Source organism: Candidatus Alkanophaga liquidiphilum, from assembly GCF_053996935.1.
The window spans coordinates 1-17,166 of sequence record NZ_JBMXYC010000052.1; the positions used below are offsets into that span (position 1 = coordinate 1).

Annotated in this window: 21 protein-coding genes; 16 read left to right on the forward strand and 5 right to left on the reverse strand. The window is 50.2% G+C overall.

The annotated features are described in order from the left end of the window. Nucleotides 1-319: 319 nt before the first annotated feature. A complete protein-coding gene (locus tag ACXJJA_RS07010; RefSeq protein ID WP_456487497.1) occupies nt 320-655 on the reverse strand; it encodes a C2H2-type zinc finger protein in 336 nt (111 codons plus the stop codon). A 148-nt stretch (nt 656-803) separates the two neighbouring features. Between ACXJJA_RS07010 and ACXJJA_RS07015 the strand changes: the two genes are divergently transcribed. Beyond that, nucleotides 804-1,529 carry an RNA methyltransferase gene (locus tag ACXJJA_RS07015; RefSeq protein WP_456487498.1) on the forward strand — a complete coding sequence of 242 codons (726 nt, stop codon included), beginning with the start codon at nt 804-806 and terminating at the stop codon, nt 1,527-1,529. Nucleotides 1,530-1,856: 327 nt separating this feature from the next. On the opposite strand, the gene ACXJJA_RS07020 is transcribed toward ACXJJA_RS07015, so the two are convergent. The 3 genes from ACXJJA_RS07020 to ACXJJA_RS07030 all read right to left on the reverse strand — a co-directional run bounded on the left by ACXJJA_RS07020 (nt 1,857) and on the right by ACXJJA_RS07030 (nt 2,646). After that, nucleotides 1,857-2,315 (reverse strand): hypothetical protein, encoded by a 459-nt coding sequence (locus tag ACXJJA_RS07020; protein WP_456487499.1) that lies wholly within the window; start codon nt 2,313-2,315, stop codon nt 1,857-1,859. Between the two features lie 101 nt (nt 2,316-2,416). Beyond that, nucleotides 2,417-2,563: a hypothetical protein gene (locus tag ACXJJA_RS07025; protein WP_456487500.1), complete on the reverse strand. Its 147-nt coding sequence runs from the start codon at nt 2,561-2,563 to the stop codon at nt 2,417-2,419. Beyond that, complete coding sequence (locus ACXJJA_RS07030; RefSeq protein ID WP_456487501.1) at nt 2,530-2,646, reverse strand: twin-arginine translocase TatA/TatE family subunit; 117 nt, start codon at nt 2,644-2,646, stop codon at nt 2,530-2,532. Before ACXJJA_RS07030 ends, ACXJJA_RS07025 begins: the two co-directional genes overlap by 34 nt. 317 nt (nt 2,647-2,963) lie before the next feature. Here ACXJJA_RS07030 and ACXJJA_RS07035 point away from each other — a divergent pair, with 317 nt between their 5' ends. Both ACXJJA_RS07035 and cas6 read left to right on the forward strand, forming a co-directional pair. Beyond that, nucleotides 2,964-3,236: a twin-arginine translocase subunit TatC gene (locus ACXJJA_RS07035; protein ID WP_456487502.1), complete on the forward strand. Its 273-nt coding sequence runs from the start codon at nt 2,964-2,966 to the stop codon at nt 3,234-3,236. Nucleotides 3,237-3,247: 11 nt separating this feature from the next. Then, a complete protein-coding gene (gene cas6, locus ACXJJA_RS07040; RefSeq protein WP_456487503.1) occupies nt 3,248-3,994 on the forward strand; it encodes a CRISPR-associated endoribonuclease Cas6 in 747 nt (248 codons plus the stop codon). Here cas6 and csa3 read toward each other — a convergent pair. Next, nucleotides 3,974-4,564, reverse strand: coding sequence for a CRISPR-associated CARF protein Csa3 (csa3, locus tag ACXJJA_RS07045; protein WP_456487504.1), 591 nt, complete (start codon nt 4,562-4,564; stop codon nt 3,974-3,976). The two genes, cas6 and csa3, sit on opposite strands and share 21 nt — an antisense overlap. A 57-nt stretch (nt 4,565-4,621) precedes the next feature. Between csa3 and ACXJJA_RS07050 the strand changes: the two genes are divergently transcribed. The 13 genes from ACXJJA_RS07050 to cas2 are packed head-to-tail and all read left to right on the forward strand — an operon-like array spanning nt 4,622 to nt 17,123. Then, entirely contained in the window at nt 4,622-7,270 is a 2,649-nt protein-coding gene (locus ACXJJA_RS07050) for a hypothetical protein (RefSeq protein ID WP_456487505.1), read from the forward strand. Next, nucleotides 7,251-8,303 carry a type I-D CRISPR-associated protein Cas7/Csc2 gene (gene cas7d / locus ACXJJA_RS07055; protein ID WP_456487506.1) on the forward strand — a complete coding sequence of 351 codons (1,053 nt, stop codon included), beginning with the start codon at nt 7,251-7,253 and terminating at the stop codon, nt 8,301-8,303. The genes ACXJJA_RS07050 and cas7d overlap by 20 nt, the downstream gene beginning before the upstream one ends. Nucleotides 8,304-8,316: 13 nt before the next feature. Then, nucleotides 8,317-8,961, forward strand: coding sequence for a type I-D CRISPR-associated protein Cas5/Csc1 (cas5d, locus tag ACXJJA_RS07060; RefSeq protein WP_456487507.1), 645 nt, complete (start codon nt 8,317-8,319; stop codon nt 8,959-8,961). Then, a complete protein-coding gene (gene cas3, locus ACXJJA_RS07065; protein WP_456487508.1) occupies nt 8,958-10,898 on the forward strand; it encodes a type I-D CRISPR-associated helicase Cas3' in 1,941 nt (646 codons plus the stop codon). Before cas5d ends, cas3 begins: the two co-directional genes overlap by 4 nt. A 1-nt stretch (nt 10,899) precedes the next feature. Continuing rightward, nucleotides 10,900-11,469, forward strand: coding sequence for a CRISPR-associated protein Cas4 (cas4, locus tag ACXJJA_RS07070; protein ID WP_456487509.1), 570 nt, complete (start codon nt 10,900-10,902; stop codon nt 11,467-11,469). A 33-nt stretch (nt 11,470-11,502) separates the two neighbouring features. Next, a complete protein-coding gene (locus tag ACXJJA_RS07075) occupies nt 11,503-11,733 on the forward strand; it encodes an AF_0619 family ribbon-helix-helix protein (protein WP_456487510.1) in 231 nt (76 codons plus the stop codon). After that, the gene (locus ACXJJA_RS07080) at nt 11,712-12,137 is read left to right on the forward strand and encodes a type II toxin-antitoxin system VapC family toxin (RefSeq protein WP_456487511.1); all 426 of its coding nucleotides are present in this window, start codon (nt 11,712-11,714) and stop codon (nt 12,135-12,137) included. The genes ACXJJA_RS07075 and ACXJJA_RS07080 overlap by 22 nt, the downstream gene beginning before the upstream one ends. Nucleotides 12,138-12,140: 3 nt before the next feature. Continuing rightward, nucleotides 12,141-13,112, forward strand: coding sequence for a type I-B CRISPR-associated endonuclease Cas1b (gene cas1b / locus ACXJJA_RS07085; protein ID WP_456487512.1), 972 nt, complete (start codon nt 12,141-12,143; stop codon nt 13,110-13,112). A 31-nt stretch (nt 13,113-13,143) separates the two neighbouring features. Then, complete coding sequence (locus ACXJJA_RS07090) at nt 13,144-14,751, forward strand: hypothetical protein (RefSeq protein WP_456487513.1); 1,608 nt, start codon at nt 13,144-13,146, stop codon at nt 14,749-14,751. Beyond that, nucleotides 14,702-15,058 carry a hypothetical protein gene (locus tag ACXJJA_RS07095; protein WP_456487514.1) on the forward strand — a complete coding sequence of 119 codons (357 nt, stop codon included), beginning with the start codon at nt 14,702-14,704 and terminating at the stop codon, nt 15,056-15,058. Before ACXJJA_RS07090 ends, ACXJJA_RS07095 begins: the two co-directional genes overlap by 50 nt. A 1-nt stretch (nt 15,059) precedes the next feature. Beyond that, nucleotides 15,060-15,998, forward strand: a complete 939-nt coding sequence (locus tag ACXJJA_RS07100; RefSeq protein WP_456487515.1) for an RAMP superfamily CRISPR-associated protein — start codon at nt 15,060-15,062, stop codon at nt 15,996-15,998. Beyond that, nucleotides 15,958-16,872, forward strand: a complete 915-nt coding sequence (locus ACXJJA_RS07105; RefSeq protein ID WP_456487516.1) for a hypothetical protein — start codon at nt 15,958-15,960, stop codon at nt 16,870-16,872. The genes ACXJJA_RS07100 and ACXJJA_RS07105 overlap by 41 nt, the downstream gene beginning before the upstream one ends. Then, nucleotides 16,860-17,123: a CRISPR-associated endonuclease Cas2 gene (gene cas2 / locus ACXJJA_RS07110; RefSeq protein WP_456487517.1), complete on the forward strand. Its 264-nt coding sequence runs from the start codon at nt 16,860-16,862 to the stop codon at nt 17,121-17,123. Before ACXJJA_RS07105 ends, cas2 begins: the two co-directional genes overlap by 13 nt. The last annotated feature ends 43 nt before the right edge of the window (nt 17,124-17,166 follow it).

A 17,166-nucleotide genomic window follows, 5' to 3' on the forward strand; every position in this document is an offset into this window, starting at 1 on the left:
ATTTCAAGCAATTAATTTTTGAAAATAATCGCTTTGTATAGGATTAGAGAATACTTTCAATGGAGCTTCTCTCTATTCCTAAGACCTCCTTCCTCATCGCCGCTTTCGTTCTCAGGATGTAGAGGAAAAGTGAAAAAACAAGATGTCAAAATAATTAAAGGGGAAAATTGAGAGAAAAAATTATAGAAATTACTGCTGGGATTGTGGTGGGGGAGGGCAACCGATAGGTACCTCCATCTGCTTTTTTACGCCGTCCGTCCTCATGAATTTGGCTTTGAAATCGTATGGCGCTCGCAAACAGCGTGTTTCGATATTTCTGTTATTTTTGCATGCTTGCTATGAAATCTTCAAATCTCTTCAGAACATCATCCAGAATTTTCTTCTCTCCTTCACTGAGATTCGGGGATACTTGCAATCCCTTGAGGATGCCTACCGCTTCAATGACTCTATTAATCCGTTCTGACGCAGTTTCCCGTTTTATTTTTTCTTTTTCCCGTTTCTTCGCTCTCTTGTGCTTCACTCTTATGTGCTGGGCAAGCCGCACTGGTTTGTCGAACTCCTCCCCACAATACTTGCACTTATACCTCTTTACCTCTTGTTTTGCTTCCATGTTTTTATCTACTATTGCCTTTATATATAAATCTGTCTCTATCAACTTGAATTCTTACTGGGGTATTATCATTTTCAGAAAATAGCATTTTAGAATCTCGACTTTCCAATGTTTCCAATAGCGACATTCATGTTCAAGGCTGTCTGGGGAGTTGCAAGCGAAAATAAAGCTAAAGCCCACCCCACCTATAATTATGAGTGTCAGGGTAATTTTAGTCGAGCCGAAGCGCGAAGAGAACATAGGGGCTGTTGCGAGGGTCATGAAGAACTTTGGCTTCTCGGAGCTTTACCTTGTGCGCCCGCGGAAGCTCGGTAGAAAAGCCTTCGTCGTCGCCTCGCACGCCGCCGACGTCCTTGAGCGTTGCGACATCGCTTCTACCTTGGAAGAGGCTTTAAGCGGATCTGACGTCGCCGTTGGCACTACTGCAAAGCTCGCAACAACAGAAAGAAGGCACCTAAGAAATTTCCTGACGCCTAAGGAATTGAAAAATGTCTGCGTTGGCAAAGTATCCATAATATTTGGCAGAGAGGATATAGGGCTTCTCAACGAGGAGTTAAAGCTGTGCGATGTTGTCGTGCATATTCCTACAGATAAAAGGTATTCTGTGATGAACGTCTCGCACGCCGCCGCGGTAATACTCTACGAGTTGAGCTTAGCTGCAAAAAGTCAAAGGAAAATGGAAAGAGTGATGCGGAGGAGGCCTGCGAGCTTTGAAGAAAGAGCGCAATTTTACGAGCATTTCCTGCATTTCCTCGACAGTATTCAGTATGCGGAGCACAAAAAGGAGAGAACGCTCTTAATAGTGAAAAGAATACTTGGCAGGGCAGCCGTTACAAGCCGGGAGCTTAGAGCCTTGAGAGGCGTTCTGAGAAAAGCAATTTGGTGCCTGAGTAGCGAGCCCAACGCTTCGGAACATTAACTCTGTGCGGAGTATTTCCTCTTGCAGTTTGGGCATTTGTGTGAGAGGGGGTTAATGTAAGCGCGTTAATGCAACCAGCGGCCTACACCCCTGGCAGTATTTCAGAAGCTCTAAGCGGGTTTCGGCGTTAAGATGCTCGTCGTCGCCAGCCTGTCGCCTCCGCTATTTTCTGGATGGCGGCTTTCGTTGCGAACGTCTTCCCGCAGGAGATGCACCGCTCTAAACTTATAGGCTTTTTGATCTCTACTTGGAAGTTCCCTATGCCTCCTTTTACTTTCTTAACCTCTCCTACGTGTATTCTGATAGAATCATTCCATCCTGGAAGTTTTAGTCACGAGGTGGACGTTTGCGAGCTTTGATTCTTGCTACCTCCTCGTCGCTGATGACCAGCACGTCCTCTCCTACGTCCGGGATAAGAGTCTCTGGCAGAGAGCTGCATTGTGACTGGATGACTGCAGCCTTGAGCATACTTTTTGCCTTTTCAGTAGCCTCCTTTTTATCATGAACCCAACCACAGTGCTCTCTGAGGTTCACAAGGCAGGTGCTAATCCCGTGCGTTGCAAGTTCGAAGGAGCGACGTTTTTCCGTGCAGGCGCCGATTATAACAGCGTCGAGCTCGAAGCGTTTAATGTCGCCGAGACTGGTGTCGAGACCGTCCTCAAGGCAAAGAGCATCGTGAACTTCGATAATCTCGCCACCTTCAGCCTCAGCCAAGTCTCGCTTGACATCCTTATGGATGACGCCCAAAGTGCGGTAACAAGTGCAGAGAAAAATCCTTAACTTCATGCTCTCAACTTCTTCTTAAGCGATTGCTGCGCTGATGCGACGTTACGCAATGCCCAGCTTCTTTGCAATTTCTACGAGGTTCAGCCGGACTTGGCATGTTCTCAGCAGTCCCACAGCCGCAGCTTCTTTGCAATTTCTACGAGGTTCAGCTCGCCACCGCTCTTCTCAAAGCCCTTTGCAACCAGCTCCTGCTTCGAACCTTTTGAGGTCGAGTTCAGCCTCCTTTTGCGTCTTCTTGAACTCTCCATTGCTTACCGAGCGCCCGTGCCAGCTCCGGCACCTTCGAGGCGCCGAACAGCAGGAACGCCACGATAGTGATAAGCAGTTTCATATATCCGGAGGGGCATTGTGACAGCTGCACATAGGAACGAGAACTTCAGCCGCAAACCGACCCACTCCGTCGGACTGTAAACGTAAAGAGCCTGTGTTGGGAAAAAATAATAGAGGAGGGATTTGCGCACCGGACCCGAAAAAAGAAGAGGGGCACGAATATGGAAAGTAGGGAGATGAGGCATGCCACGAGCCTGCGGCGCATCCGTTCTATCTTTGGTCATGGGGGTGCGTCCGTGAGCATATTTCGAGAGCTGGGTTATATAACTGCGGCAATTAAGAAGAAGCTTATGATTATTTTAAGCATAATTAGGAGGCATGTGCGTATCCTTCCCGCTCATGAATCACGTCATCCTGCGGATAAAGGGGGATTTGCTGCCCGAAGGCGTCATGCTCATTTCGGAGACGCTCAAAAAGTTCCGCAAGCACGAATGTGTGGCAATCTTCACGCTCGCCGCTCTCTTCACGCCGCCCGACGTCTTCAGACAGACGGGCGTCGCCGGTCCGCTCATTGCGTTTTACGAGGTGGGCATCGTCGCCGCCAGCATCACTGCGAGGCGGCAGGAAATGTATGTTCCTCTTAAAGTTTGAATGGGGGAAGAATGCGGGTCAGAGTGAGCTTACGCTCGGAGCGTATTCAGAAGCTACCGTTGAACTACAATTACATGGTAGCCAGTGCCATTTATCGAAAGATTATGAGCGTGCGCCCGGAGCTCGGCTTGCACAGCCGCCAACAGCGCTTTAAGTTTTTCACGTTCTCACGGCTGTTCCCCGAAGGCTTCCGCAGGGTCGTGCAGGACAAACTCTGGCTGAAGGACTGCCGCTTCCTCTTTTCGTCGCCGAAGGCGAGCGTGGTCTCGGCGTTCGTCGAAGGCGTCCTCGGAGAGCCGGAGTTTCAAATCACAAATGCGAGGTTCGTCGTGGAACGTATCGAGACGCTGAAAACGCCCGAAATTGGAAGTGAGGTGGTGTTCAGAACGCTGTCGCCCATCGTGGTGCGGACTGTCGTCGATGCCGATGGGCGGCGCAAAACTTGGGACCTATATCCGTCGGAACGGAAGTTCTACGAAAACCTCCGCAAAAACCTTTTGGGGAAGTATGAGGATTTCTACGGGACGCCGCCGAGCGGGGACTTCCAAGTGGAGCCGAGGGGGGCGGCAAAGCTCGTCAGAACGCAAATTAAAAATACGTGGCATCGGGGCACGATGATGAGCTTCGTCGCACGTGGCGACCCTGCCCTTCTCAAGTTCGGATATGAGGCTGGCTTCGGCGAGAAAAACTCCATGGGCTTTGGGATGGTGGAGGTTGTTAAGGGGCGTCAGCAGACATCAGAAAAGCGGCATGACTAATCTTTTCCGCCCCACTCGCTCGCTTCTTACTAATCCCTTCCTCTCGAGGCTGCCGACAAGCTTTATTGCCGCTGGCAGGGATATATCAAGCTTTTCGGCTATTTCGGAGACGCACTTCCCCTTACCAAGGACGTTCAAGACTTTGCGCTCGGAGGGCGTGATGCTCACGCTCGGCAGGAACTTCGGTAGTCGTATGATTTCGTCGTCCTCGCTTACGTAAACGATGGCTTTCACATGCTCGGGCTCGAGGAGTGCAGCGTAGAGGAGGGCGAACGACGTTATCTTCCGCCCGCCGGTGAGGTTGACGATAACTTGCCGCTCCCGCCTGATGACCTTCCGCAGGAGCTCGACGTTCTGCTCGAACTCGTAAGCTTCGAGCTTTAGCTCCTCATACGGCAGACCTAAGCCGGAGAAAAGGCGGCGAGCCTCCGCGAGCGCATCAGCGACCCTCCCTTCGACCTCCTCCTTGGTGGAGTAAACTAAGACGACCTTCGAGGCGCCGAACTCGACGAGCGGCTTGTAGATGTGGGCGGCGTGGAAACCGATGACGATGACGTGTGCCGGTCTCATACTTAACTTTTAGGTTAAGGGTTAATAATTTATATAGGTAATGGAAAGTAGGGTTAGGTGGGTGAAGTGTCCGAGGAGCGGCGGAGACCGAGGATTAGGGTCAAGGTGGAGGAGGTTTTTGAGACGCAGCCCTTTAAGGAGGAGATGCGGCGGTTTCTTAACGAAGTTTTCCTGAGACTTTTCGAGGAGTTTCGGCTCATCTCAGCAAAGGGCGGCTTCGGCTTCCGCGAGTATCCAGACATGAGCTACCCGATGCATATTCTGAACGGCATACCCGCTGCCATGCTCCTTTTAGAGCAGAAACTTCTCAAAAGCAGGGAGCTGTCAGGGCTTTTGTTGAGCGGAGATGCGGACCTTCAGATGCTTGTGAGGTGCGCAATGCTCTCTATCGCCCTTCACGACATCAACAAGCTCTTCGGAACGACTGACCTGAGAGAGGCGCTTGAAAGGCTTTCTGAGGTTATCAGGCGGCTCGGTCTAGAACTTTCCGAGGAGGAAAAGAACATCGTCCGCTACTTAGTTCTCAGCACGGAAGACAGAACGAGATACACTGATCGGGAAATCACCGTCTCATTACCTCGTAGACGAGGACTCGACAGGGTGGTCAGGGAATACTTGCAGAATGTCGTGCACCTCGCAGACACAATTTCCCTCCCTCCAACCGAATCCTTTGCTGAGACGTCCCGAGAGCTTCATAAAAGGCTTAAGAGACACTTCGATGGGGTCCACTCCTTCCACTTTGAGGACACCCCTTACGAGTTGATTACGAGGTTCTTGCTGGAAGGAATCATGAGGCGAGTTTCCGGAAAGCTTCTGCTCGTGTCGCCACGGGGCTTCATCTGGCTCGGCGAGCCCTTAAGCAGGGAGTTTCTTGAGGGGGCTGTTGAGGAGCTTGCAGGAGAGTTGGAGGCGAAAATTCTGGAGCGGATGGAAGAGTTGGTGAAAATCGATAGGCAGAAGGCACAGCTTGGAGTCTTCAGGCTCGTTGAGCCAAGCAAGGAAAACGTGGTAAGGTTCCTTGAGAGGCTTCTCAGGAATAAAGAAGCACTTTACTACGGTATTTCGAGGGACGAGCGGTTAAAGGAGGCAATTAGCAAGGAGATCGAAAAGTTCGACGCCGAGAAGTTCGAAATTTTCGTGCTTCTTAAGCTAATACTGCAACTTTCCGTCGACAGTAGGGAGGTCGAAAGGCTGAAAAGGGAGGCTGAGGAGGCTTACTTCTCCGACTTAGACTTAAGTTTTCTACCGAACGCCGCCGAGATTTTAGGGAGGCGTGACACAGGGTTGAAGAATTACGTGAAGCTCGTAGGGGCGACCAAGAGGTTGGGTGCGGAGGTCAAGGACGAGCTTATCACGAAGCTCAGGGAGCTGCTGGAGAAAAATTATGAGGGGGAGCAGGTGAGTTTTCGCAAAGTCTTCAGGGAGGTTCTGAACTTTGCTTATATTGACGGCGAGCCGCTGCTTTCGAGGCTTGAGCCGAGGAGCTTGGCGGACAAGCGCAACATGTGCTGTCTCTGCGGGGGTGAGGCGGGCGTTGCGGCGAGGGACGATGTGGCTTTCGGCTTCTCTCCTCGTGGCTTCACGAACCGCACCGTCGTCTCCATAAAAAACTGGGAGAAACGTATTTGCGGGACATGCTTGGCGGAAATCATGCTCAGAAGGCTCGCCTTCGGGCAGGGTAAGGAGGTTTACACGGTTTACGTGGACGCCTACGATTACACTATCCCGCTTGTGAACGTCGGGGGCGTGACGAAGAGAGTAACGGAGATATTCGGGGGCTTAGGACGCTTTTTCGACCCTTTTAGGTCTATGTGCAAGTTTGTTTACGGTTTTGACCCTGCAGACCTCCCGGAAGACCTTGCGCCCTTCCTGATGGCTCCGTTAGCGATAAAAGGCGATGCTGAGTTCTTGGCTCGTCATTTTCGCACGCTTCTGAGCTTTGTAAAGGATACGGGCTTCAAGGTTTATCTGACGTATGCGATGAACCCGGACAGAGTTAAGAGGGCGACCTTGACCTTTGACTACGCCCCGAAGGCGCTAAAGAGGCTTGGCTGGGACGAAATAAGGCTGGACGAGGTGGAGGCGGTTGAAAGGGAGTATGAGCTTTTAAGGAGGCTTGCGCAACGGGTGGGCGGCAGGAATTATCAAAACGAGCTTCTGAGGATGCTTAATGATTATTCGGCGGAGCCGCAGGGCTTAGCGTTCTTCTTTTACCTGTATAGGTTAGATGACCGCTCACGGGAGGGGTTTGTTAGAGCGCATGAAGATGGCCTTATGCTCGTTTTCGAGCGTGTGGGAGGTGAAAAGATGGGAGTACTTGAGAAGTTAGCTGAACTGGCGGCGGACATCAAGTGGAGTGGGCGCAGCGGCTCCAAGCAGACGTGGCTGTTCAGGGCGGCGCTTGAGGGGCTGAAGCACGGGATTCGGCGGAATCTCGGGAAGGGGGACGTGATTTCCCTGATGGCAGGAGTAATCGAGAGGAAGACAAGGTTCGGGCGGAGAGACGCCGTCGAGAAATTCTGCAAGGCGTTCTACGAGGAGCTTTACGAGAAGATTTGGCAGGGCAGACTTCCATCGAAGAACGAACTTCGCTACTGGACTTATGGCTTCGCCTTCGAGTATGCGAAGAAATCCGATGAGCGGTGGGCTGAGTGGAGGGAGAGAGCTGCTGAGGAGGTGAGCGGAGTTGCCACGCAGGAGGGGTAGCGCTGCGGGGGTTGTTGAAAGGGCGTTCGTGGAATACGATGAGGACGTCGTCCGGGACTTCAGAGAAAGCCTCTACCAGACGATTCCAAGAGAGTTCTTCCAAGAGCGTTTCGGAAAGAGGACGCCGAACGTCATAAAGGTGCTTTTAGTGAGAGAGATGGTCGGATACTTGATAAATCGCTCGACGGAGCCTGATGAGGTGGTAAGCACGGAGGTTGGTGACAGGGAGGTTGTTGTCATCCCGTCGAGGAAATTGAAGTCGAGGGAGAAGCTCACGGGGCTCCTGCTGTGCAGGAAGTTAGGGATCGTGGACCCCGCAGTCGAGTATAATCTGATAAAGGAGCGGGTGCAGCTTGCAAATCCGAACTCGTTAACATTCGGCGACAGCATCACCGAGGAGGGCGGCGAGGCTGTCGGGCTTCCCGCAAGGGTCATCTACGAGTGGAGCTACTCGCTCAGGGACAAGGCTGAAATTACCGAGGAGCTGACGCACAACGCCCTGAGCGAGGAGGGGACGATGTGGGACAAGGAGCGGGGTGAGCACCGAGAAACGCTCTTCGATGTCCAATACGTGAAGCCCGGAGCCTTCTTCCCGCAGTTCGTCACATTCCCAGACGTGACGCCCGAAGCCTTTGCGCACGTCATGCTTTCCATCCTGAAAACGACGAGATACGGAGCGCAGAGCAACGTCATGGACGCGAACGTGCGGAATCACGTCGTCGCCATCGCTCTCGACCAGTTTGAGCCTCCAATAAGTTCTTACCTGCTGACGAAGGAGTGGGGCGGCGGCGAAGTGAGTCTCGAAACCGTAGTTGACTACTGTGTTGGGAAGCTCAAGGAGTGCTCACAGAGAGTTTTGGAGGGCGAGCAGGTGGAAAAGTTGACGGAAACACTCTTAAACATGCTGAAAGAGGAGGAAAAGCTGAAGCAGCTGTATCTCAGGCTTCTCGACGACTCCATCCGCTACTTGGTCGAGTGCAAGGTGGTGAAAGAGGGTAACATCGGCGAATACCTTGAGAGGCTCAGCCTCTAGAGGTGAGCAACAGATGGTCGAGCACTTCAAAATAACCCTCCTATCTCCTCTTTTTTACTACACGAGGACTGAAAGCGGCGTGGCTTCAACCTCGCCATTCATCGGCGACCTCGCCCTGACATACGCCACGAACTTCGCCTTCTGCAAAGATAGGGAATTGACCTATTTGATGAAGGAGAAGCCCGAATACGAGGAGCTCAAGCGTCTTGGCTTCCTCTGGAGCGTCGCTCGCCCCCTCAACTTCAGGAGGACGCGCATCTTCGCAAACAGCAGTAGCTTCGGGAACGACGGGGCAAGGAGCTTCTCGACGCTCGTCGCCCTCAAAGGAGGGGGTAACCAGCCCCTCTATAAGGATTTCAGGCTCGTTCAAGGGATAGAGGGGGGTTCGACGTTTCAAGCTTCCCTACTTGGCGATTTAGAGTTACCAGAACGCTTCACCCTGAGAGTGGGCAACGGGAGGGAGTGCTTGCTGCTGTTAGAGCGTGTTGATAAGCTTGAGAAGGAAGCTTGGATGAACATATACGTGCTGAAGCTCTTCGGTGAGGAGCTTGAGGTGAGAGAAGGACTAACGTTCGAGCCCGTCTTGGCGCAGTACATTTTGGTAAAGGGGTTGGGAGAGGAAGATTTGGAGCGTTTAGAGAGGAGGCTTTTCGGATGAGCGGCTCGCCTTCAGATACAGCTCCAGCTTCGGAGTCCGTCACCGTCACGGTCGAGGAGAAAAGGATTCCGTTCGGGAGCGTTCAGATCGAGCTTGGCGGAGACATGCTCCGGCTTCACAAGTTTCAAGAGGTGTTCTATTCGGATTTGAGCGAGCGGAAGGAGGTGACGGTAGTCGTTGCGCCGACGGGCGCCGGCAAGACGTTCGCCTTCATGCTGCCCTCTCTCCGCTCCAAAGAAGATTTGATGCCGAGGCGGGGGCTAATTGTCGCTCCCACCAATGCGCTCGTCGAGGACATGGCGAGGACGCTCGACAAATACATCAAAGTCGAAATTCTGACGGGGCAGAGGCTGGAGCGGCACGGCATTGAAAGAGCAAAGGAGTTGCTTGAGCGGGTGACGGCGGCGGAGGTCGTGGTGACGAATCCTGACATCATAAATTTCCTCATTCACGGCGGCTACCATACCGACTGGAGCGGAAGGGAGCGTTACATCTTAAGTTTCCCGGACTGGACGGAGTTCTTCAACAAGCTGGACTACATCGTCTTCGACGAATACCATCTCTACGATGAGGAGCAAATTGCCAACGTCCTGATGATGCTACTGTCGGTTAGAGAATTTTTCGACATCAAATGGTTCTTCTCCTCCGCAACACCAGAGGGGGTCTTGTTTGAATACTTGGAAGGGTTAGAGTGGGAGCTTGCGCGGCAAGAAGTGGGGAGAGAGGGACGCGCCGTTCAAGGAGAGCAGGAAATTCATTTCATCGAGGTTTCGAGGCAAGGCTCCCTTTACAAATGGCTGTTCGAGGGCGACGGTCTGAGAGAGGAGGTAAAGGAGGGACTCTCAGAGGCTCTGGACGATAACAAGAGAGCCTTCTTCCTTTTCGACTCTTTGAGGGAGGCTTTGCTGGCGGAAAGGAAGATACGTGCGGAGTTTCCTGACGCCCGAATAGGGGTGAATACGGGGCTCCAGACGAGGCAAAAGGGCTTCGAGTTCGAGCCTACGGACTACGACATAGTCATCACGACGGCAAAGGCGGAGGTGGGCGTCAATTACCCGGTTTGCCTCGCATACATCGATTCCGGGAGGTACCTGCGGAATTTCATGCAGAGAATTGGGAGGATAGGGCGAGAGGGAAAGCGGAGCGAGATATACTGCGTGGCGCACGTGAGCGTCGTCGAGGCTCTGAGGGGGTTTGATGGGCGGAAGTTGAGCTATTATGAGTTTTCGGACGCCGTGAGTAGAGCCTTTCGGGATAAGGAGCTGAAGAGGGAGAAAATTCCGAGGTTCATGGGCGCCGTCCTCTGGTCGATTTCAAAGGCGCTGAGGAGCTACGGGAGAGAGCAGGTTCTCAGGAAGTTGCAGGAGAGCTTCCCGTTTTCGAAGTTCATGTTTAAGGTCGAGAGCATGGTCGAGGCGTATTTAGAGGGAGAAAATGTGGACGAGGACGTTGCTGAAAGCCTGAGGAGATGGTGGCGGTCGTTCAAAAACTCTTTCAGGAGGTTCAGAGGGGACACGCTGCGGTGGAAGGTGATTTACGGCGGCGAGGAGACGGAATACGACCTCATCTGGATTCTTGACAACGCCTTCATTGAGAGGATAGACCGGAAGAGGCGGGAAGTTGTAGTGGGGGACTGGCGGGAAAGGAGAGAGAAGGTGGTGCGTGGAGTCGTTACGCCCTCTCTGCTTGAAGACCCTTATGAGGAGTTTGCGGAGATCGGAGGCGTGGACAGGAACGAATGGATGAAGTTTCTGTATTCGGACTACATCGAATCCATCTACTCGGAGAAGCTCGAAAGGTGGTTGTCGTATGCGAGGGTTTCGGAGGGGCTTTCGGGATGCTTGTGGGGGCTGGCGCCTCTTTACAGCAAGAAGAGGATAGAGATCGAGGACTTAATCGTCACAGAAGTTCTTGCGGACGAAGATTTCATCCTTTGACATGAGCGGCGAGCGGGGGTTGGAATCAAAGCCGGAACTGGAGCCGGAGCTGGAGCGGGAGCTGAGGCACGAGCTTCTCGTCAGGGGGACGCAGGTGAACTACTATTTCGTGTGCAGGACGAAGCTCTGGCTGTTCTCGCACGGAATCCAGATGGAGCGGGAGTCCGACCTCGTGGCGTTGGGCTTCTTACTGCACGAATACAGCTATGAGGGACGTGAGAAGAACGTGATTATTGACGATTTGATAGCGGTGGATTTCATGCAGAACGGCGAAGTCCTTGAGATCCACGAGGTGAAGAAGTCCGATAAAATGGAGAAAGCTCATGAGATGCAAACGCTTTACTACCTCTATTTCCTGAAAAAGAGGAAGGGTATCGAGAGGGTAAAGGCGGTGATCAGCTACCCGAAGCTCAGGAAGAAGAAAGAGCTTTCGCTCGACAAACAGGCTGAAAAGGAGCTTGAAAAGGTGCTTGAAGACATCAAGCGTGTTGTGCGTGGGTGGCTGCCGAAGCCTGAGCGGAAGCCGATTTGCCGACGGTGCGCCTATTACGAGCTTTGCTTTTCGGCGTGAGCTTTTTATACATGTATATACGCATATACAAACATGCCTTTGGTGACCGTGCGTGTGGATGAGCGGTTGAAGCGTGAGATGGAGCGGCTTAGCCATATAAACTGGAGCGAGGTGGTTCGGAAGGCTTTAGAGCGTAAGGTTAAAGAGGAAAGCGGCAGGAACCTTGCGGAGGCGGTGCTTCTGAACGAGAAGCTGCGTAAGAAGGCGCCCGAGGGCTGGGACAGCGCGGAGGTGATAAGGGCGTGGCGGCGGAGAAAGTCGTAGTGGACGCCTCCGTGGTCGTAAAGTGGTTCTTGGAGGAGGAGCACAGCGGAAAAGCACTCCTTCTCAGGGACAAGTTCATACGGGGGGCGGTCGAGCTTGCGAGCCCGAGTTTAATGCCCTACGAGGTGCTCAATGCTCTGCGCTACAGCAACCTATACTCGAAGGAGGAGCTGATTAGGGCTGCTGAGTCTTTGGAGAAGTATGGGATTGAGCTTTGGGGCTTGCGGGGCAGGTATTGTGAGGAGGTGGTGAGGACGGCGGTCGACCTCGACATTACCTTATATGACGCCAGTTATGTGGCGCTCGCCAAGCTCGCCGGGGCGAAGCTGGTGACGGCAGACCAAGAAGTCGTGAATAAAGCCTGGCGGGTGGTCGAAGCCCTGCACGTAAAAGATGTAGGCTAAGCGATGAAAAACCTTTACATAACGTCTGACGGCGTTTTGGAGAGGAAAGAAAACACGCTTTATTTCGTGAGCCGCGGGAATAAAAAGCCGCTTCCCATCTCCAAAATTCAAAGCATTTACGCATATGGCTCGCTCACAATAACCTCCCAAGCTCTGCACCTTCTCGCATTAAACAAGATTCCCGTGCACTTCTTTAACCGTTACGGCTTCTATGAGGGGAGTTTTTACCCGAGGGAGCGGCTGCTCTCCGGAGATTTGCTCGTGAAGCAGGTGGAGCATTATTTGGACGGTGAGAAGCGTTTGGCGTTGGCGAAGGCTTTCGTGCGGGGCGCCATCAGGAACATGGTGCGGAACGTCTCGAAATACAAGCTTGAGGACAAGAAAATAGAGCTTGGGGGCATTTTGCATGAGCTTAACGACGCAACGAAGATCACGGAGGTGATGAACGTCGAAGCGCGTGCTAAGATTGAATACTATGACGGCTTCAATTACATTCTCCCTGAGGAGTTCCGCTTCGAGCGGCGGAGCAGGCAGCCGCCGGAGAATGCCGTGAATGCGCTGATTAGTTTTGGAAACTCACTTCTTTATGCAACGGTGCTCTCCGAGATTTACAACACGCAGTTAAATCCCACGATTTCTTACCTGCACGAGCCTTCGGAGAGGAGATTTTCGTTAGCGCTCGACGTAAGCGAGGTTTTCAAGCCTTTGCTTGTTGACCGCCTCATTTTCTATCTGGTGAACAAGCAGATGCTCAGGCTGGAGCATTTCCGGGATGAGCTTAATAAATGCCTTTTGAACGCCGATGGTCGCAAGATATTTCTGCGAAACTATCAGGAGCGGCTGGAAAAAACGATCAAACACAGGACGCTCAGGCGGAACGTGTCGTATCAGAGGCTTATCCGTCTGGAGTGCTACAAGCTCGTGAAGCACCTCATCGGCGTGCAGGAGTATGAGCCGTTCGTGATTTGGTGGTAAGGTTTTATATGCTCTTAGGGAGGTTGGAAGTATGATCCGTGGGGTGTTAGCGAGGACGGATAAGAAAACCTCCGTTCCACTGATAGACGACCTTTCCCACCACATGCTCGTTGTTTCTGCTGCAAGCTTACAGAAGAATGATAAAGAAATAGCTGCAGCAAGCATGATCCATGACTTTTTCAAAGGGATGATGCTCTGGTATCAAGGAGAGAGAGGAGCAAATTGGTGGCATTTCTCTCCAAATCCCTCTATTTATCATAACATCCTTGAAAGTCTTAAAGGTAATATAGATTTAAGTAAAACTACCAATGTCATAATACAGCACCATCATAATAGGGGAAATCCGATCAAAAAAATAGAGAGAAGTCAGTTGGTGGAACAAATCGAGGGTAATTATTTCCTCTTCCTTACAGAGGGACAATCACCTTTTCTGAAATTGATTCCCTTAAAGCTTTCAGGAGAGTATAGATTTACAGTGGCGTCGTTATTACACAAGCGTTTAATAAAGAAGCTTTCAAGAGCTTATGCTAAAAGATTCAAAGAAGTTTTAGGTATAAGTAGAGTGAAATACATATATTCACCAACCATTTCTTTCCGAATAAGATCAATAGAGGAAATTGAGGGAATTGTGAAAGAGTTAGATATAGGAGAGTTTAGGGTGGAGGTTAAAGATGACACCCTTAGCATAAAGCTACCGGTAGCGAGGGAGTTCGGGCAGGAGTTCTCCATTGAATATTATGAGGGGGACACGCTAATCGAAAGCGATGGTGTAAAAATTTCATACGGTGACGCCCTCTCAATGCTCACTATTGGTGGAAGCAAGGACGGAGCGCTGATTTATGTAGATTCGGGATTCGATGCGAGCTTCAAAGAATGTATAGAAGAGTTTTTAAGGGAGGAAGTAGAAAGTTGGGCTACGAAGAAAAACATCTCAGTATCTGCTGACGGTGTGAGAAATTCAATCAGTGGAGAGCTCACGGGCAGTAACATGTGCGTATTTTGTGGGGAACCAGCTAACATCAGGTATGAGTTTGGTAAAACATTTGCAGACGCGCCACAGATGATGTTTTCAGGCGACCACGTGTGCCCTGCTTGTTTCTGCGGCTTTTTATTAGAGGATCAAGGGACGGAGGGGGCTGTAATACCTAGTCCCGCGCTTGTTGAAAGATACCAACTACAAATGCAAGCCCCGGTGAAAGAAGAAATCGCATTAAGTATCTCCGGAAACTTCTGGCTTAAGACGCTTAGTAAACTTTGGCTTGAAGCAGCAAAGACGGAAGATGGTTACAGAGATGCTGCCTTCCTACTAAATCCTAAATTCACATTGATACCTCTAACCATAAGTTTCATTCCACAATTTATGCATCCAGCGGTCAGAGTAGGACGACGTAAAAAGTTCATATTAGAAAGCTCATTAAGATCCGGAGTTATATGCTGGGGAGAGAAGAAGGATTTGACCGTAGAGGAGTTTTCTGAAATCATGGACTTCGTAGGAAGTAATAAGGATAAAGCAGTAGAGTGTCTAAGGAGGCTGAGGGAGATATATGGGGTGAGAGTACTACCCAAACCTCCGAAAAGAGGTGGTAAGCGTGGGAGGAGATGCAAGGGAAGCGGTAATAGATTTATTAGGGGCGATTAATGAGCTTATCGACTGGAGCAAGATCTCAAAAGACGTACGGAAGAAGTGGAATACGATTCTAGCAAAACGCGTCGCTATGCTTTCAAGGTCCGTTAATAGTGTGGAAGACTTCGCAGAGCGCCTGTTAAAAGAGCTCGCCGGAGATGCAATTTTTCTTTCAAAAGAGAAAGCTAACGCGCTGAGAGTATCGCTTGACAAAGCGAGAAGCATGGAGAAAGAAGTCCTAGACTACGTAAAACGCTATCCTTATCTGAGTGTAGTGTTCTACGCTGCAAGTAAAGGTATAGAGGTAGAAGGGGAGGGATAAAATGCGGGTTGTTCTTAAACTCAAGGCAAAAGAGCCTCTGAGCGTGGGATTCGAGTCCGTCGGGACGACCGTGCTCCTCTACAAACTTCCAATAGTGAAGGAAGATGGAGAACTCTTGGAGGTTCCCATAATCCCTGGGAACAGCATCAGAGGAGCTTTTAGAGACGAGATGGCAATTCAATTTTTAAGAGATGTTAAAAGAGTATGGGAGGCAAAGAAGAGCGGGTCTGCTGGAGAATTTACAGCAAATGCAGGAACTCTCATGACGTTATTTAGTGGCGGGATTCTAGCAAGGGCTGGTGAGCAGGAACTTACCGCTAAAAAGATATCTAACAAGATGGAGAGTTACGTTAAACCTCTCCTGCCACTTTCCATAATGGGATGTGCGCTTGCAAAATTCATGGTGCCAAGTAAGTTGAAATTCGGTATCGGGTATCCTGTTGTGGAAGAGACTTATGATTTAATAGATGACTTGGTGAGAGAACAACCAAAGACGAAACTCTCCGATATTCTGATCTCAGTGCAAATGATAAGAAAGGACGACAAAGCAAAGATATCGCAGCTTGAAATTAAAACAAACTTTGAGGAACTTGACAGAATTTTAGGCTTAGAAAAGGAAGGACGCGAGGAGGCGGCAGTCCAACAGATATTTACAAGGGAGGCGATAGCTCCAGGTACAGTTTTCGTTACCTACATTGAGGAGCTTATTCCGCTGACCGATGCAGAGTGGGGGCTCGTGTTTAAAACTCTTAAAAACTTCCCAAACGTCGGTGGCTCAGTTGTCAGAGGTTTTGGCAGTCTCGAAGTCAGTTACTCTTCATCAATAAATACTCAGGACTATGAGCAAGCTTATGAAAAGCTCGTCCAAGACAGAATAGATCAGATATTTGAAGCATTGAATGATGCACCAGAGATCAAAGAAAGAAGCAGAAGAAGGTAAGGAGAGAAAAGAAGACATGACAATTTTCCTTATAACTCTCGGCTTCAGAACACCCCCCTTCCAAGCCACCTTTTCCAACCCTAACATATTGGAGGGTACTTTGATAACTCTGGATGGAGTTTTTTCATTCGCAAAATATTATGCAAATAGGGATTGGCGCAAACGTTACCTTGAAGACCTCACGCGTGCTATAGCAGATAGGACGCCTTCGATTTCAACTTCTTACCTCATGCCGTCAGTGAGAGGGGGAGACGTATTGTCAGTGCTCACTCCATACAACACTGAGATGCGCTTCGGGTTAAATAGAGAAACCGCCTGCTTAGAGAGCGTAAGAGAAGTAAAATCTCACTTCGGCGGAGCAGTGAGAATTTGCATCTCTAGGAAAAGCATGATTCCCAAGATCTTGCTGGTGAAAGAAACAGTAGGTGTAAAATTGAGGGGGAGTTTGAGCGAAATTCAGGAGACAAAAGGAGCCTATAGAGATATATTTTATGAAGTTCGAATCGAAAGGACCAATCTGCTTTGGACTGCAGTTGCAAGAGGAGAAAAAAAGGATATTGAGAATTCATTAAAGGCTAAAATGAGTATCGGTAAGAAGAGAGACATGGGATGGGGCGACTTAAAGAAAACTCAAATTTACAACCTTATAAGTAAGGACGATATTTCCCTTGATGAGAGGGGGCTTGTGTATAAAAATGGAAAGAGTGAATACCGGGAGCTTCTAAGACCTCATACTACAACTGAGGTGATATCTCTTTTGAGGAACAGAAAATGCTCATTATTAAAGTCTGTATTAGCTCATAGCGCTACAAAGCCTCCGTACTGGAGGAAAGAACTAGTGGTGAGTCTTGCAAAATTAGTATGTACGTTATAATCACCTACGATGTCAACGTCAAGCGGGTGAACAGGGTCAAGAAGTTCCTGCGGATGCACATGAACTGGGTGCAGAACTCTGTCTTCGAGGGTGAGCTCACGGAAAGCGAGCTCCTACGCATAAAGAGCGAGCTGAAGAAGATAATAAACGAGGACGAAGATTCCATCTTCCTCTACATCCTGAGAACGAAAGCGGCGATGAGGAAGGAGGTCTTAGGAATAGAGAGAAGCTCCATTGAAAGTATTCTCTAATCCTATACAAAGCGATTATTTTCAAAAATTAATTGCTTGAAAT